This is a genomic window from Microbacterium sp. Be9, from assembly GCF_011754135.1.
Classification (GTDB): domain Bacteria; phylum Actinomycetota; class Actinomycetes; order Actinomycetales; family Microbacteriaceae; genus Microbacterium; species Microbacterium maritypicum_A.
This window is the reverse complement of record NZ_WNWT01000006.1, coordinates 487559-503855: the sequence shown is the minus strand read 5'-3', so window position 1 is coordinate 503855 and position 16297 is coordinate 487559. Positions and strand designations below refer to the sequence as shown.

General features: G+C 68.9%; 14 protein-coding genes. 5 read left to right on the top strand and 9 right to left on the bottom strand.

Features of this window, described 5'->3' with window-relative positions:
- Window positions 1-79 precede the first annotated feature (79 nt).
- On the bottom strand, window positions 80-2290 hold the full coding sequence (locus GLO27_RS13240) for an AAA family ATPase (protein ID WP_021201732.1): 2211 nt from the start codon (window positions 2288-2290) through the stop codon (window positions 80-82).
- A 149-nt stretch (window positions 2291-2439) separates the two neighbouring features.
- Window positions 2440-3639 carry a bifunctional phosphopantothenoylcysteine decarboxylase/phosphopantothenate--cysteine ligase CoaBC gene (coaBC, locus tag GLO27_RS13235; RefSeq protein ID WP_167255284.1) on the bottom strand — a complete coding sequence of 400 codons (1200 nt, stop codon included), beginning with the start codon at window positions 3637-3639 and terminating at the stop codon, window positions 2440-2442.
- Window positions 3640-3706: 67 nt separating this feature from the next.
- Between coaBC and GLO27_RS13230 the strand changes: the two genes are divergently transcribed.
- Entirely contained in the window at window positions 3707-4408 is a 702-nt protein-coding gene (locus GLO27_RS13230; RefSeq protein ID WP_029259321.1) for an NRDE family protein, read from the top strand.
- 27 nt (window positions 4409-4435) lie between these two features.
- Here the strand turns inward: GLO27_RS13230 and GLO27_RS13225 are convergent, their stop codons facing one another.
- On the bottom strand, window positions 4436-5410 hold the full coding sequence (locus tag GLO27_RS13225; RefSeq protein ID WP_029264752.1) for a helix-turn-helix domain-containing protein: 975 nt from the start codon (window positions 5408-5410) through the stop codon (window positions 4436-4438).
- 84 nt (window positions 5411-5494) lie between these two features.
- On the opposite strand from GLO27_RS13225, the gene GLO27_RS13220 reads away from it, so the two are divergent.
- Both GLO27_RS13220 and GLO27_RS13215 read left to right on the top strand, forming a co-directional pair.
- The gene (locus tag GLO27_RS13220) at window positions 5495-5656 is read left to right on the top strand and encodes a hypothetical protein (protein ID WP_021201728.1); all 162 of its coding nucleotides are present in this window, start codon (window positions 5495-5497) and stop codon (window positions 5654-5656) included.
- A gap of 43 nt (window positions 5657-5699) precedes the next feature.
- On the top strand, window positions 5700-6290 hold the full coding sequence (locus GLO27_RS13215) for a hypothetical protein (protein WP_167255282.1): 591 nt from the start codon (window positions 5700-5702) through the stop codon (window positions 6288-6290).
- A gap of 48 nt (window positions 6291-6338) precedes the next feature.
- Here GLO27_RS13215 and GLO27_RS13210 read toward each other — a convergent pair whose 3' ends face one another.
- Both GLO27_RS13210 and GLO27_RS13205 read right to left on the bottom strand, forming a co-directional pair.
- Window positions 6339-7568 carry a glycosyltransferase gene (locus GLO27_RS13210; protein ID WP_167255280.1) on the bottom strand — a complete coding sequence of 410 codons (1230 nt, stop codon included), beginning with the start codon at window positions 7566-7568 and terminating at the stop codon, window positions 6339-6341.
- A gap of 5 nt (window positions 7569-7573) precedes the next feature.
- Window positions 7574-8806 (bottom strand): glycosyltransferase, encoded by a 1233-nt coding sequence (locus GLO27_RS13205; RefSeq protein ID WP_021201726.1) that lies wholly within the window; start codon window positions 8804-8806, stop codon window positions 7574-7576.
- Between the two features lie 125 nt (window positions 8807-8931).
- Between GLO27_RS13205 and GLO27_RS13200 the strand changes: the two genes are divergently transcribed.
- Window positions 8932-9519, top strand: a complete 588-nt coding sequence (locus GLO27_RS13200) for a hypothetical protein (RefSeq protein ID WP_029259326.1) — start codon at window positions 8932-8934, stop codon at window positions 9517-9519.
- A gap of 18 nt (window positions 9520-9537) precedes the next feature.
- Here the strand turns inward: GLO27_RS13200 and GLO27_RS13195 are convergent, their stop codons facing one another.
- Window positions 9538-9906, bottom strand: a complete 369-nt coding sequence (locus GLO27_RS13195) for a VOC family protein (RefSeq protein WP_029259327.1) — start codon at window positions 9904-9906, stop codon at window positions 9538-9540.
- A 53-nt stretch (window positions 9907-9959) separates the two neighbouring features.
- On the opposite strand from GLO27_RS13195, the gene GLO27_RS20280 reads away from it, so the two are divergent.
- The gene (locus tag GLO27_RS20280; protein WP_167255278.1) at window positions 9960-11042 is read left to right on the top strand and encodes an SEC-C domain-containing protein; all 1083 of its coding nucleotides are present in this window, start codon (window positions 9960-9962) and stop codon (window positions 11040-11042) included.
- A gap of 63 nt (window positions 11043-11105) precedes the next feature.
- Here the strand turns inward: GLO27_RS20280 and GLO27_RS13185 are convergent, their stop codons facing one another.
- The 3 genes from GLO27_RS13185 to GLO27_RS13175 form a co-directional block, all read right to left on the bottom strand.
- Window positions 11106-11516 (bottom strand): MmcQ/YjbR family DNA-binding protein, encoded by a 411-nt coding sequence (locus tag GLO27_RS13185; protein WP_031208403.1) that lies wholly within the window; start codon window positions 11514-11516, stop codon window positions 11106-11108.
- Between the two features lie 110 nt (window positions 11517-11626).
- On the bottom strand, window positions 11627-14647 hold the full coding sequence (locus GLO27_RS13180; protein ID WP_167255276.1) for a glycoside hydrolase family 38 C-terminal domain-containing protein: 3021 nt from the start codon (window positions 14645-14647) through the stop codon (window positions 11627-11629).
- On the bottom strand, window positions 14640-16229 hold the full coding sequence (locus tag GLO27_RS13175; protein ID WP_021201720.1) for a family 20 glycosylhydrolase: 1590 nt from the start codon (window positions 16227-16229) through the stop codon (window positions 14640-14642). Before GLO27_RS13175 ends, GLO27_RS13180 begins: the two co-directional genes overlap by 8 nt.
- Window positions 16230-16297: the final 68 nt, after the last annotated feature.

The window sequence follows — 16297 nt, the reverse complement described above, 5'->3', positions numbered from 1 at the left end:
ACCCACGGGCCCCTCTGCTGTGCCTCTCAGCTCAGCCTTTGAGCAGCTCAGCCCTCGAGCGGCCCAGTCCTCGAGCAGCTCAGTCCTCGAGCAGTTCGGCCTCGATCACGTCGTCTTCCTCCGGCTCGGGGTCGGGCGTCGTCGAGGTGAGCACGAGGCCCGCCCCGTCGGCGGCCACGTCGACCCGCACGGTGTCGCCGTCGTGCACGTTGCCCGAGAGCAGCGCGGTGGCGAGCTTGTTCTGCACCTCGCTCTGGATGAGGCGGCGCAGCGGTCGCGCACCGAACATGGGGTCGTACCCGCGCTCGGCGAGCCAGGCCCGCGCATCGGGGGTGACGGCGAGTGTGAGGCGACGGTCGCGCAGCCGGTCGTGCAGCTGGTCGACCGAGAGCTCCACGATCTGGGCGAGGTCGTCTTCGCTCAGGGCCGAGAACATCACGATGTCGTCGAGTCGGTTCAGGAATTCCGGACGGAATGCCTGCCGCACGAGGGCCATGACCTGATCGCGCTTCTCATCGGGTGCGAGCACCGGGTCGATGAGGATCGGCGATCCCAGGTTCGACGTGAGGATCAGGATCACATTCGAGAAGTCGACCGTGCGCCCCTGACCGTCGGTCAGGCGACCGTCGTCGAGCACCTGCAGCAGCACGTCGAACACCTCGGGGTGCGCCTTCTCGACCTCGTCGAGCAGGATCACGCTGTACGGGCGACGTCGCACTGCCTCGGTCAGCTGACCGCCCTGCTCGTATCCGATGTATCCGGGAGGGGCACCGACGAGTCGCGAGACCGAGTGCTTCTCGCCGTACTCCGACATGTCGATGCGCACCATGGCGTGCTCGTCGTCGAAGAGGAACTCGGCCAGCGCCTTGGCCAGCTCGGTCTTTCCGACACCGGTGGGGCCGAGGAACAGGAACGATCCGGTCGGCCGACCGGGGTCGCTGATACCCGCACGCGAACGGCGCACGGCGTCCGATACGGCCTTCACGGCGTCCTTCTGACCGATCAGGCGCTTGCCGAGCTCCTGCTCCAGGTGCAGCAGCTTCTCGCTCTCGCCCTGCAGCAGACGCCCGACAGGGATACCCGTCCACGCGGCGATCACGGCGGCGATGTCCTCGTCGGTGACCTGTTCGTTGACCATGCGGGGTTCCGCCGGCGTCGCGGCCTCGGCCTGCTCGGCCTCGGCGATGTCGCGCTCCAGACGCTTGATGGTCTCGTACTCCAGCTTCGAGGCCTTCGTGTAGTCGGCGTTGCGCATGGCGAGGTCACGCTGGGTGATCGCGTCGTCGAGCTGCTTCTTCAGCTCACCGACCCGGTTCAGCCCCTGCCGCTCTCGCGCCCACCGGGCCTCGAGCTCGGCGAGCTGCTTCTCCATGCCGACGAGTTGCTCGCGCAGGGCACTCAGACGCTCCTTGGAGGCGGCGTCCTTCTCCCGCTTGAGCGCGAGCTCTTCGAGCTTCATGCGGTCGACCTGGCGCTTGAGCTGATCGATCTCGACCGGAGACGAGTCGATCTCCATCTTCAGCCGCGACATCGACTCGTCGATCAGGTCGATCGCCTTGTCCGGAAGCTGGCGCGCGGGAAGATAGCGGCTCGAGAGCGCGGCGGCGGCGACGAGGGCGCTGTCGGAGATCGTGACCCCGTGGTGGGCCTCGTAGCGACCCTTGAGTCCGCGGAGGATCGCGATCGTGTCCTCGACCGAGGGCTCTCCGACGTAGACCTGCTGGAAGCGGCGCTCCAGTGCGGCGTCCTTCTCGATGAACTCGCGATACTCGTTGAGAGTGGTCGCGCCGATCAGGCGCAGTTCACCGCGGGCCAGCATGGGCTTGAGCATGTTGGAGGCGGCGACCGACCCCTCCCCACCGCCGGCACCCATCAGCACGTGCAGCTCGTCGATGAACGTGATGACCTGTCCGTCGGACTCGGTGATCTCCTTGAGCACCTGCTTCAGCCGCTCCTCGAACTGCCCGCGGTACATGGCGCCGGCCACGAGGGCGGAGATGTCGAGGGTGACCAGCTCCTTGTCCTTGAGGGACTCGGCGACATCGCCCGCGACGATGCGCTGGGCGAGTCCTTCGACGACGGCGGTCTTGCCGACGCCCGGCTCACCGATCAGCACGGGGTTGTTCTTCGTGCGGCGGGTGAGCACCTGACTGACGCGACGGATCTCGCTGTCTCGTCCGATCACGGGGTCGAGCTTGCCCTCGCGGGCGCGGTCGGTCAGGTTGATGCCGAACTGCTCGAGGGCGGACTGCTGCTCTTGGTTCTGGTTGCCGGTCTGCGGGGTGGTCATGCGCTCCTCCTTGGAGATGCTCCTTCTGGTCGTCTCCCGCCTGCCGGATCGGGAGGCGGGATCAAAGTTGAGTTGTGTTGACTCAAGTTTAGCACTCGCCGAGATTCTCCTCCAGTCCGTTCCCCCGCCCGCCGTCGCCGATCCTGCGCTCAGCGCTCGCGCCGGACGGCATCCCAGATCGCCGCCGCGACGGCGCGCTTGGACCCCGATGCCACCCCGGCGTCGACACCACCCGGCCCGAGGATGTGCACCGCGTTCTCGGCGGACTCGAACCCGCGCTCCCAGCCGACCTCGTTCACCACCAGCAGGTCGACGCCCTTGCGCCGCTGCTTGCCGCGCGCGCGGGCGAGCAGTTCGGCTTCGTCCTCCGGGGTCTCCGCGGCGAAACCGACGACGAACTGCCCCGGTCTGCGTGACGAGGCGAGTGCCGCGACGATGTCCTCGTTCTCGACCAGCTCGATGGCCGGAATCCCGCCGCCCTCCTTGGTGAGCTTGCGTTCCGACACCTCGACCGGGCGGTAGTCCGCGACCGCCGCGGCCATGACGACCACGTCGGCGTCGGCGGATTCCCGCTTCATCGCCGCGGAGAGCTCCGCCGCCGCGCCGACCGGCACGATGCGGATCGACGGATGCCGCACCTCGGCGAGCACATCGCTCGAGATGTTGGCCGAGATCAGGATGACCTCGGCGCCGCGCGCGGCGGCTTCGGCCGCGAGAGCCGCGCCTTGCCTACCACTGGAGCGGTTGCCCAGGAAGCGCACGGGGTCGATCGGCTCCCGCGTGCCGCCGGCCGACACCACGACCCGCACCCCGGCGAGGTCACCGGGGGCCAGCAGCGCCTGCGCCGCGGCGAAGATGTCCTCCGGCTCCGACATGCGGCCGGGTCCACTGTCACCGCCGGCGAGCTCTCCGTCGGCCGGGCCGACGATGTGGACGCCGCGCTCACGCAGCGTGGCGATGTTCGCCTGTGTCGCGCGATTCCGCCACATCTCCGCGTGCATCGCCGGAGCGAGCAGCACCGGGGCCTCGGTGGCGAGCAGCGTGGTGCCCAGCAGGTCGTCGGCGAGGCCCGCGGTGATCTTCGCGAGGGAGTTCGCGGTCGCGGGTGCCACGATCACCAGCTCGGCGGCTTGGCCGAGAGCCACGTGCCGCACCTTCGCCACATCATCATGCACGCTCGTGGTGACCGGGTGCCGACTGATCGCCTCCCATGTGGGCAATCCCACGAAGCGCAACGCATCCTCGGTGGGCACCACGGTCACGTCGTGCCCACCCTTCGTGAGCAGGCGCACGAGGTGCACCGTCTTGTACGCGGCGATGCCGCCCGTGACTCCGACGACGATGTTCACGTCTCGATTCTGCCCCAGCATCCGCCGCCATGGGCCGACACCTCATCCCCGACCTAGACTGGGGTCCGTGTGCACGGTCGTGATCGATGTCGAGAATGCCGGATCCGCACGTCTTCTCGCGGTCCGCGATGAAGACCCGCTACGCGCATGGGACTCGCTCGGAGCCTGGTGGCCGGAGGACTACCCCGGCGTGGTCGGGATCCGCGATCGCCGCGCCGGTGGCGCCTGGCTCGCCGCGAACCCCGCCGAACGTCGACTCGCCGTGCTGCTGAACCGCGCCGACGTGGGCGACCTTCCCGATGCGCGCGCCGTCTCTCGTGGCGCTCTCGCGCTGGAATCGGTGGGGGGCCGCTCCCCCGTCGCCCCGCTGGCCATGCACGGCTTCAACTTGCTCGAGGTGCGCCCCGAGGGTGCACGGGTGCTGTCGTGGGACGGTGTCGAGCTGCGCGAGACGACCATCGATCCCGGCACGCACATGATCGCGCATGACGACCTCGACGACGCGACGACCCCGCGCATCGAGGCCTGGCTGCCGGAGTTCCGCGCCCTGGGACCGACGGCTGACAGCGACGACTGGACGACGGAGTGGACCGCGCTGCTCGCCTCCTCGACCGCGCTGCCCGCGGAGGATGACCGGGCGATCATCCGCGACAACCGTCCGCATGGCTACCCCACGCAGTCGCTGCTGTACTGCATCGCCACGGTGACCCCCGGCGGCGTCGAGGTGAACGACGTCACGCTCCCCTCGCCGGCCCACTGGACCGAGTAGCGGACCGGCCGAGGAGCCGATGCCCGCTCAGGCCGCGGGAACAGCCGACTCCTCGGCACAGGAGAACCGCGCGCGATAGGCCGTGGGAGTGAGGCCGAGCACCCGGGCGAAGTTCTGCCGCAGCACGGCCGCCGAGCCGAACCCGCATTCGTCGGCGATGTGCTCGAGCGGCAGGTCGGTGCGCTCCAGCATCCGCTGCGCATGGATGATGCGCTGACGCGCCAACCAGGCCGCGGGTGTCGCGCCGTACTCGGCCTTGAACCGACGGGCGAAGGTGCGCGGTGACATCAGGGCCTTGGCCGCCAGCTGATCGACGCCGAGGTCGTCACGCAGGTGCTCGACCGCCCAGTCGGCGACGGCCGCGAGCGAGTCGGTGGGAACCACGGGGATCGGGCGATCGATGAACTGCGCCTGCCCGCCGTCGCGCTGCGGCGGCACGACCATGCGGCGGGCGATGCGGTTGGTGAGCTCCGCTCCCACCTCCTGCCGCAGCAGGTGCAGGCACGCGTCGATCCCGGCGGCCGTGCCCGCGCTCGTGATGATCTTGCCGTCCTGCACGAACAGCACGTCGGGGTCGATGTCGATCTGCGGGTACATGTCGGCCATGACGTGCGCGTACATCCAGTGCGTGGTGGCGCGCCGACCGTCGAGCACTCCTGCGGCGGCGAGGATGAACGACCCGCTGCACACGCTCATCACCCAGGCGTCGCGTGCCACCGCGTGACGGGCGAGGTCGAGCAGGAGCGGATCGATGTCGCCCCACCTCTCCCGAGGGAGCGGGCAGAACACGACGAGGTCGGCGTCGTAGGCGAAGGTCAGATCGTGCTCGACGTTGACCGAGAAGCCGATCTTCGAGGTCACGACACCGGCACGGGGGGCGACGATGCGGAAGTCGAAGTTCGGCACGCCGTCGTCGGCGCGGTCGAGGCCGAATGCCTCGCAGGCCACGCCGAACTCGAAGGGCGCGAACCCGTCCTGGATGACGCAGGCGACCGTCTTCATACTCACTCCTGTTGGCAGTTTTCCGACGTTCATAGTCTATTCTGCCACTCGTGGCTGTTCGACATCGAACGTAGCGTTTCTGCCATGGTACTCCTCATCGCACTCCTCCTCCTCGCTGCGTGGGCCACCGTCGCCACCGTCATCGAACTGCGCCGGGACGGCTACCGACGCACCCCCACCGATTGGACGCGCGTCGCCGGCCGCGACGTCGGCCACCAGGCCGAGTCCGGGCACGTCTATCGCTGATCGCCTGCCGCCGATCCTCGCAGCGGCGGCTACGCTCGTCGTCATGAGCGAGCCTCAGCAGCCTCCCGTCCCGACCGCGCATCTGCCCGCAACACCGCAGTATCCGGCCGCAGCGCAGTATCCGGCCGCGCCGCAGCGCTCGACCCCGCCGCCTCCGTCTCCGGCACCCGCGCCCGGCGGCTCATCCCCCTCCTCGACGTCTTCCTCGACGCCCTATCCACGGTCGTCTCCGCCCGCGTATCCGGCGTCCACTCCCGGATGGCAGGCGTACGCACCGGCGCATCCCGCGTTCCCCGGCCAGGCGATACCCCCGGCGCAGGCCCGCACCGGCAACCCGCTCGCGGTCGCGGCGTTCGTGATCGCGGTGGCCACTCTCGCGGTCAACCTGTTCAGCTCCGTCGCCCGGCCGTTCGTCTACGGCGGTGATGGCGGATTCGCGTTCATGCTCGCGTTCGACAACGGCATCGGAATCCTCAGCTTCTTCGCCTACGTCGTCGCCCTCGTGCTGGGGTTGATCGCGGTGCGCCGGCCCACGAATCGGCTGCTCACGGGCATCGCCGTCGGCATCGCGGGGGCCGGTGCCATCGGGATCGCCGTCACCGGACTGACGATCGCCCTGTACCAGTACCTCTGAGACGGCGCCTACCTCTGAGCCAGGGCCTACCTCTGAGCCAGCGCCGGTTCAGCTGTCGGCGCGAACCCTCCGGTAGACCTCGACCATCGCCGCCGTGCGCGACGACTGCCGGAAGGCTTCGGCCACTTCGGGGAGCGGGGCGGGTGCGGTGCCCGCGGCGATATCGGATGCGGCCTGCCGCAGCGTCTCGGCGAGTGCTGCCGTGCGCTGGGCTTCGAGGTCTCGTCCGCTCGCCGACTCCTCGGCATCCGGAACGGCCCAGAGTCCGCCGCCGAGCTCCGCCGCGATGTCGGGGTCGCAGATCACCGACGGGGTTCCGAGCGTCGCCGCCTCGAACGGGGTCATGCCCTGGGTCTCGAAGCCGATCGACGTCTGCACGAGGGCATCGGCCGCGGCGATCCGCGCCAGCGTCTGCGGGTAGGTCAACCGGCCGGCGAATCGGATGCCCCCACGCCCGCGCACGATCTTCTCTGCCGCGGAACGCTGCGCTCCGCCGCCGATGATCTCGAGATCCGCATCGATGCCGGAGGCGATGAACGCTTCCAGGAACGGGAGCAGTCGCTTCTCGGGGCTCATCCGGCCGAGCCACACGAAGCGCGGGCGTCCCGGCGTGCGGTCTGCGGGCCCGGCGTTGAGCGTCTGCGCGCGGAGGTCGTCGTCGATGCCGTTCCAGATCACGTCCACGTGCGGGAAGACACCGTGCTGTTCGAGGCGGCGGGCGAAGTGCGTCGAGGGCGCGGTGACGGCGGATGCTCCGGCGGCGAGTCCTCGCAGGAACGCCCAGCCGTCGGTGCCGGGCACGGGGACTCCGATGCCGCGCATCGCGATCCGGCGCCAGATGTTCAGCGCCGCCAGCACCGGCCCGTGCAGCGGGGTGACGGCGGCGATGCCGACGTCGACGCGGTTGTGCATGGTGTGCACGACCGGGATGCCGTGGCGCTGCGCGTAACGGTGCCCGATGAACGCGCCCCAGAAGTCGGCCTGCACGTGCACCAGATCCACCGCGGGACGATGGGTCATGGCTTTGTCGAGGAAGCGGTCGCTCCCACGCCCCGGCCAGCTCATCGCGTACTCGCGATCCGTCGTGATCGGCATCGACGGCAGGTCGATGTACGCGCCGCCGTGCGAGCCGGATGAATGGCTCGACCCGTGCATCTTCGGGGCGACCACCGTGACGATGTGACCGGCACGCTCGAGGAACTCCCGCTGGAGCCGCATCGACACCTGCGCACCGCCGAGCGAGTCGAGGTGCTGGTCGCCGAAGAAGACGATGTGCATGCGTGCTACTCCGGCAGCGGCTCGTCGCGATACAGCGCCTCGAAGGTGTCGAGGGTGCGGTTGATGTCGTGGATGGCGACGCCGTCGAGCGATGCCTGCTGCATCCGCTGGTATTCCGCGGGCTCCGCCGTGAGCACGTCGGTGAGGCGCGCGGCGAGCGCATCGACGTTGCCCGGCTCGAACAGGTATCCGTTCTCACCGTGGTGCACGAGGTGCGGAAGGGCGACGGCGTCCGCGGCGACGATCGGCAGAGCCGAGGCCATGGCCTCCATCGTCGCGATGGACTGCAGCTCGGCGATCGAGGCGATCACGAACAGGCTCGCGCGCGACAGCAGGGCGCGGAGCTCTTCATCGCTCGTCCGTCCGTGGAAGGTCACACGGTCGGCGAGTCCGAGCTGCGCGGTCAGGTGCTCCAGCTGCTTGCGCTGATCGCCGCCGCCCACGATGTCGAACGTCGTCTCCAGCGCCGGGTCGAGTTTCGTCATCGCCTTGAGGATGACCTCGACCTGCTTCTCGGCGGTGAGCCTGCCGACGAAGATGATCCGGTTCTCGTCGCGCGGGGCGATCACCGGCGTGTACTGCGTGCGGTCGATGCCGCAGCTGACCGGGATCACACCCTTCACCTCGACGGTCTTCTCGAGGAAGTCGGCGGCGCGACGGGTGGGAGTGGTGATCGCGCGGGTCATGTCGAAGGTGCGCTTCGCATCGGCCCAGGCGAACTTGAGGACCAGGTCGTCGATGAACTTCGGCATGGTCGTGTGGTCGAGGATGTTCTCGGCCATGACGTGGTTCGTGGCGATGACCGGGATCCCGCGCTCGTGCGCGATGTACGCGAGACCGCGGCCGATCACGATGTGCGACTGGATGTGCACGACGTCGGGCTGCACATGGTCGAGGACCTTGCGGGCGTAGTGCTTCGAGCGCCACGGCCACACGAAGCGCAGCCAGTCGTGCGGCGCCCAGCGCAACGACGGCAGACGGTGCAGCGTCATCGGCTCGCCCTCGATCACCTCGGTGTGCGGCTGCGCACGGCGATAGGCCTGGTTGGGGGCGACGACATGCACGTCGTGGCCACGCTGCACGAGGCCGGCGGCGAGACGCTCGGCGAACCGGGCGGCGCCGTTGATGTCGGGCGCGAACGTGTCGCAGCCGATCACGATCTTCAATGGTCGGGGCGCGGGTTCGGCGGCGGGGCCGCTCGACGGATCGATCGGATCGTCGGAGGAGGTCACAGACATGCTGCCTTACGATGTGGCGGCCAAGGGAAAGCCCTGGTCGGGCGCTGGCCACTCTACCCGAGGGCCCTGTTCGCGCGGCCGAGGCGTACCGGGCATCCCTCAGGTGCAGCCGATACCGTGGAGCCATGCGACTGACTGCCGACGCCGATCCCCAGCTGTGGATTCCCGTGACGGACTCGCTCGGCTGGAAGGGCCGCCGCCACCGCAAGGCCGCGATCCGGATGCTGCTCGGTCAGGTCAATGCGGCCGTGGGGGCGACGGAGCGGCCGGGCTCGAAGTTCGGCGCGTGGGCGATGAGCCAGGCGGCGCCGATGCTCATGAAGCGGGCAGACGGACGCGTGCTGGTGTGGACGTGGAAGGCCGAGCCGGAGCTTGTCGTGGCGATGGCGACCGCACAGGTCCTGACGCCGGATGTGCGCATCGCGCGGGCCTCGATGCCGATGGACTACGACGACACGGAGTCGTTCCCCACCCGGCTCGGCGTGGGCGAGAAGCTGCTGGTACCGATGCCGCCGTCGCCGGCGTCGCCGCCGTTCGCGACGTACACCTGGGACACCGGGACCCACCTGGTGACCCTGACCGCGGTGTGCAGCGACAAGGAACGGTTCGGCACGCTGATCGGCGCGCTCGACGATCTGGCGCGCAGCCTCCGCATCGCGGACGACCTCACCGGCGGCGAATCGCCCGACGTGCTGCGCCTCGATCCGGCCTGAGCGCGGAAGCGGCTCGGTTCAAGACGATTCCGCCGGTGGTTGCCACAGCTCGATCGCGAGACCTTCGGGATCGTGGATGCGGGCGAACGTCCCGTACTCCTCGGTGTTCCACTCGTCTCGGCGCTCCACCGGGATGCCCTCGGATTCCAGCCTCACGGCGAGCTGTTCGATGTCGGTGACGCGCAGGTTCAGCATGAACTGCTGGTCGGCGGCGAAGTAGTCGCTGTCGGCGGGGAACGGCGCGAAGACGGTCATCCCCGCGTCCTGCTGCCAGGTGCCGGTGTGACCGGCGCTGATGCCGAGATGCTGCTGATACCACGTGGCCCGTGCCTCCGGATCCCTGCTGCGAAAGAAGAGGCCGCCGATCCCCGTCACGTCTGAAGTCATGCTCCCGTTCTAGCGCATCACTGCCACGTCGATGCTATGGAAACATTGCCGACGTGGGAAATGCATCGAGGAGACGGGAGCAGAGACAGCCGAGAGCCGTGTCTGGTGCGATTCGCCCCACGCGAAGCCGCGAGGCCATCATCGAAGGGCCTCGCTCGTCGCTCATCGTCGGGAGTGACCTCAGAGCTGAAGTCGTTCAGCCATGCGGACTGTGCCGAACGGTCAAGCCGTTGGTCCTGGGGCACGTCACGCCGAAGTGGGCAGCCCGCTGGGCGAAGAACGAAGGCGGGCTGCTCGGCGTCTACAACTCTCGCGGCGTCGTCACGAAACGACAGGACTTCATCAAGAGCTACCTGTTCTGCCGGGAGTGTGACCAGCGGTTGGGAGATGCCGAGCGCTACCTCTCCACCCTGACCAGCGGCACAACCCCAGCGCTCACATCCATCTCTGTCACGGCGTCGCCGTCCGACGGCGACGTCCTTTTGGCTGGTGTCGACACGACGCTTGTGAAGAGGGCGCTTGCGGGGATCGTCTTGAAGGCACATCTCTCACCAGCGACGCTCTACTCCCGAAACTCGCTCTCACGCGGCGAGACCAATGAGCTGGTGAAGATGATCGTGTCCGACGTCTACCCTGCGAGCCGACTCGCCGTGGAGGGCTATCGGCTCGCCAACACGGTCATACCGGATGTCAACCCACGGGCACAGGCCAACATCGTCCAGTTCCGGGGATTCGGGGGTTGCCTCTCACATATCGTTCTGGCCGGGTGGCATTTCACGGCGTTCCTGGGACCTGCGGCGCGGTGGATCGAGGACACCGCACAGGTCCTGGGTGAATCCGCCGCCTGGCACCTCGGCATGGACACGTATTGGCGTACCGGCATGAATGAGTGGATCGATGAGAACGACGACACACTCTCGTCGGGAGACATGGTCCCCGATCGACCGATCGAGGATCAGGAAGATTGCCCGTGCGGTTCGGGCCTTCCATTCGCCGACTGCTGCTCAGGAATCTGGCTCCCGTCGGATACTTCGTGGAAGCGCCCCCGGTTAGAGACCATCTCGTCTCGCAGTGGATCGCCGGGGACGCCCGCGGCCGGACATGGTTCCGATCCAGCGAGCTCGACGGGGCTTTGATCGCGAGGGAGCGCCGCGAGCGAGGACCGCGCCGCCTGGCCGACGTCCACGTCCGCGCCTCTCTCATTCCAGCCCGCGCTCCGCGAGCCACTTCTTCGCGACGCGGGAGGGCGCCCGCACCAGCCAGGCGTCGGTGATGATTTCCTCGATCCGGGCGCGGTCGACGGCGTCGAGACGCACGAGCAATCCGGGGTATCCGTCGAAGTGGGGGATGGTGAAGAGCACGTCGGGTTCTGCGGCGAGCAGCGCCTCCTTCTCCTCGAGGTCGGCGACGCGCACCGCGAGCACCGTTCCCGCCGGCCACTCACGTCCGAGCTCCGCCAGCTCCCGCAGGTCGGTCGCGCTCGGGCCGCGGAGCCACGCGAACTGTCCGCTCTTCAGCCGCCAGGCAGCCTCACCCGTGTGACCGCTCACCGACTCCTCGGCGCCGGGAAGGGCGAGGGCGAACGCGCGCACATCCTCGATGCTCACCATCTCGCCATCGTCCTCCCGGGCACCGGTCGCCACAACCGGCAGGCACGCGAGATCAGGCCCTTCCGCGGACATTCCGCCTGATCCCGCGCGTGCGCCTGATCACACTTCACTCAGCGCACGATGCGCAGCGTCCGCACCTCGAACGGGCGCAGCCGCAGCTCGCCACCGATCCGCGCCTCGTCGATGTCGTCCTCGATCAGGCTCACCTCGCGCACGTCTCGGTGTGCGAACCCGACCGACAGCTCACCGACCGCGCGACGGCCGAGCGCCTCGTACACACGCACGATCACATCACCCGAGCCGTCGTCCGCCAGCTTGACGGCCGACACGACGATCCCCTCGCCCTGCACGGAGACGAGCGGTTCTACCTCCCGCTCACCGCGCACGATCGACGGGAGGGTGTTGATCCGGATGCCCTCGGCCGTGGCGATCGCGGCATCCGCGCCGATCACGAAGCCGACCTCGATCTCGTGGACGCCGTGGTCGGTGTCGGGGTCGGGGAACCGCGGCGCCCGCAGCAACGAGAGCCGCACCGTCGTGGTCACGGCATCGTCCGAGACCTCGCGCGACGTGTCGTAGCCGTAGATCGAGTCGTTCACGAGGGCGGCGCCGAAGTCCTGCTCGCGCACGAGCACGAAACGGTGCATCGACGTCTCGAACTTCGCGGCCTCCCAGCTGGTGTTGGTGTGCGTCACGCGCGACTGGAACCCGAACTGGGTCTCGGCCTCGGTGTGCGCGGCCTGGATGTCGAGCGGGAAGGCGAGCTTGAGCAGCTTCTCGGTCTCGTGCCAGTCGACCTCGTTGCGCAGCAGCACGGTGCGCGAATCCGGAGCGAGGAGCATCGTCTGGGTGATCGTCGACTCCGAGAACGCACGGACGACCACGATCTGCGCGACGCCGTTCACGACCGAGGCCTCGATCGACGAGACCCCGGTGAGGTCGTCGACGCTGTTGCGGTAGTACCGATCGATGTCCCACGCGTCCCACATGTTCGGGAAGTCCTGGTGCAGCTGGAACAGGTTCGCGGCCTTACCCGGCGCGACGGCGTCACGCCCGGAGGCCTTGTCGACCGCCGAGACGATGAGTCCCTCGGCCGAGACGAGCACCGACACGAGCTCGTTCTCCAGGCGCCAGCCGCCATTCTCTTCCGTGAGCGACACCGGTGCTGCCGTGGGCTCGGCGACGAACGCCGCCCCGAGCGCGCGGCCGCCCTTCGTGGCATACCCGACGGACGTCGGCTCGAAGCGCAGTGCGCGATCACCGTCGCCGGCGAGCGAGCGGCGGGCGGCATCGGCGATGTCGCGCGCGTCCGACAGCACATCCGACAGCACCGCGACGGCCTCGCGGTGCACCCACGCGATCGAGGTGCCGGGCAGGATGTCGTGGAACTCGTGCAGCAGCACGGCCTGCCACAACCGGTCGAACTCGGCCTGCGGGTAGTCGGCGCCGGTGCGCACGGCATCGGTCGCGGCCCACAGCTCGGCCTCGATCAGCGCGTGCTCGGCCCAACGGTGCAGCGCCTTCGTGGCGTGCTGGCTGGTGAGCGTGCCGCGGTGCAGCTCGAGGTACAGTTCGCCGACCCACACGGCCGGATTCGGCAGCTCCGCCTTCGCCGCGTCGAAGAAGACGTCCGGGTGCTCCCACACCACCTGCGCACTGCCCTCGAGGTCGCGCAGGCGCTCGGCCTTGCCTGTCATCTCCCGGGTGGTGCCACCGCCGCCGTCGCCCCAGCCGACCGGAGCGATCGACCGCGAGCTGAGGCGGTTCTCCTTGAACTGGCGCGACGCCTTCGCGACCTCCATGCCGCTCAGCTGCGAGTTGTACGTGTCCATGGAGGGGAAGTGCGTGAACACCTGCGAGCCGTCGATGCCCTCCCAGAGGAACGAGTGGTGTGGGAAGACGTTCTGCTGGTTCCACGAGATCTTCTGCGTGAAGAACCACTCGAAACCGGCACGGCGCATCAGCTGCGGCAGGGCGGGCGAGTAGCCGAAGCTGTCCGGCAGCCAGACCCCCTTCGAGCGGATGCCGAACTCGCGCTCGAAGAACCGCTGCCCGTGCGAGAACTGCCGCACGAGCGATTCGCCGGTCGGCATCACGGTGTCGGACTCGACCCACATGCCGCCCAGCGGCAGGAATCGCCCGGAGGCGACAGCGGCCTTGACCCGCTCCCACACCTCGGGGCGGTGCTCCTTGATCCAGGCGTACTGCTGCGCGCTGGACATGCCGTACTGGAACTCGGGCTGCTCGTCGATGAGCGTCGTCATCGACGAGGTCGTGCGTGCGACCTTTCGGATCGTCTCGCGCACCGGCCACAGCCAGGCCGAGTCGATGTGCGCGTGCCCGACGGCCGAGATGCGGTGCGCACTCGCCTCGGCCCGAGCGGCCAGCACCTCGGCGAGGCGGGCGCGGGCGTCGGGAGCGGTCTGCACGATGTGCTGCAGATCGAGCACGTCGAGGGCATCGTCCATGGCCTGCAGGATGCGCATGCGGCGGGGCGACGTCGCCGGCAGCTCGGCCTGCAGCTCGAACAGCACCTCGAGGTCGAGGGACAGGTCGAAGACCTCCTGCTCGAACACGGCCAGGTCCATCCGCCGCGCGCGGTAGAGCGGCTCCTTCGAGGAGGTGAGGATGTCGCCCTCCTGCGTGGGCAGGAAGGGGTGGTAGTCGAGGAGCACCGGGTTGGACGCGGCCTCGAGGTACAGCTCGACGGGCTCATCTCCCGCAGCCGTCTCGGCGATCGGAACCCACTGGTTGCGCGGATTGATGCTCTTCACGGGAATCGGGTCGCCGTCCGCGCCACCCGGGCGATAGGCCAGGGCCTCGCATTGGAAACCGGTCATGTTCACGTCGAAGCCGAGGTCGATGAGAGCTTCGACACGCCGCCCCGCCCATTCGGACGGCACCAGACCGGTGAGCTTGAACCACGTGGTGCCCCACGCGGGACCCCAGGGAGCGCCGACAGCGCCGGGCGCGTAGTCGAGGGCGAGTCCCTCCGCGGGCGCGATCGGCTCGCCGGGCAGCTCGTGGATCTCGACGTCCAACGGCACGGAGGCCGAGTGGATCGCCGGGCGGATGCGCTCTTCGAGTACGCGCTTGACGCGGCCGACGGTGAGCGAGGTGTCGTCATGCATGGGTGGATCTCCGGGCTCGAAGGTGGGTGGTGGCGGTCGTGTGGCTGGTGGCGGTCGTGTGGCTGGTGGATGCGGTCGTGGTGACGGCAGTCGGGACACCGATCGCCGCATCGATCGCGCAGAAGTCGTCGTGCGAGAGCGAGCTCCCTCCGTTCCAGGCGCGCTCGGCCATGGCGCGAAGTGGTCGACGGATGCCGTCTGCGACCTCGACCGGCGTCTGCGCTGCGGCATCGTCCGACCAGACCGAGAACGACGCTCCGAGGAGCCGCTGCGGATAGGGCGGCCGGATCTCCTGCCGCGCCCCGCCAGGAAGAGACGGAAACAGCCCGGGATGCCAGTCGGCTTCCCAGATGCGCTCGCTCGTCGGGTAGAGGTAGCCCGCCTTCTCTCCGAGGACGTAGTAGAACAGCGCATCGTGGAAGTTCACCAGCGGATTGCCGGCTTCGATGCCCACCCCGAGGGACGGCATCTGCGCATGCCAGTTCGTCCACCAGGTCAGCACGATGTCGTGATCGAGGACGACTTCTCCACTACGCAGCATCCCGTCGTTCCAGACCCGGGGGGCGAGCCCCTTCGCACGGAGATGCACGGCGATCTCGTTCACGAAACCCGTCAGCAGGTCGAAACCGGTGCCGGATGGCCCATGCCGCTCTCGTGCCGCTTCTGCGAGCGCGGGGTACTCGTCGATGCGGGCGAAGTCGACGAACTCGTCTCCGCCGAGGTGCCAGTTCGTGCTGTGCGGGAACACGGCGGCGACGTCGTCGATCAGCGCCGACGCGAAGTCGATGGACTCGGCACGGGTGATGTCGAGCGCATGGTCGGTGCACGGTCCGCCAGCTGCCGGCAGCCGATGCTCCGGGTGCACGGAGAGGGCGTGGCGGAGGTGCCCTGGCATGTCGAGCGAGGGCACGAGGTCGATGTGCAGGTCAGCGGCCGCGTCCGCCACGGCCGCTGCCTCCACGCGGGTGACGTGCGCGGGGGAGACGATCTCGGGGAAGGCTGTCGACCCGATGCGGAAACCCTCGTTGTCGGAGACGTGCCACTGGAACGTCGTGATCCCGACGTCGGCGAGCGCGTGCAGCAGTGCGATGATCCACGAGGCAGCAAAGTAGCGGCGGGCGGCGTCGAGGTGGAAGCCCCGTTCCGCCACCACAGGGACCGATGACACCCGCCCCTTCGGCACCCGCCCCTGCGCGCGCAGGTTGTGCAGCAGCTGTCGCGTCGCCCGGAACGCTCCGGCGGCTCCGGCCGCCCGCACGTCGATGTCGGCGTCGACGTCGATCTCGAACGACTCGCTGTCGCCGGCCGTGTCGCCGTCGCCGTCGGCGTCCCCGCGCCGCAGCCGAATCACCGCGGCCTCGCCGCTCGGGATGCCGAGGGCTGCGAGCTCGCCCGACAGCCGTTCCGCCTCCCGCGCGTACTCGGGCTCCTCGGCGATGACCCGTACGGATGACGGGCGCCAGGCCCCGACCCTGAGCGCGAGGGTCGTCGGCTGCGGGATCGCCAGCCATCGCGCGATCTCCTCACCTCTTGCCGACTGCAGACGAGTGCCCACCTCGGCGAGCGACGTGTCGTCATGCATGGGGGGATCTCCGGGCTCGACGGTGAGGGCTGATTCGGGTCTGCTGGTGATGCGCTGCGACTGATGCT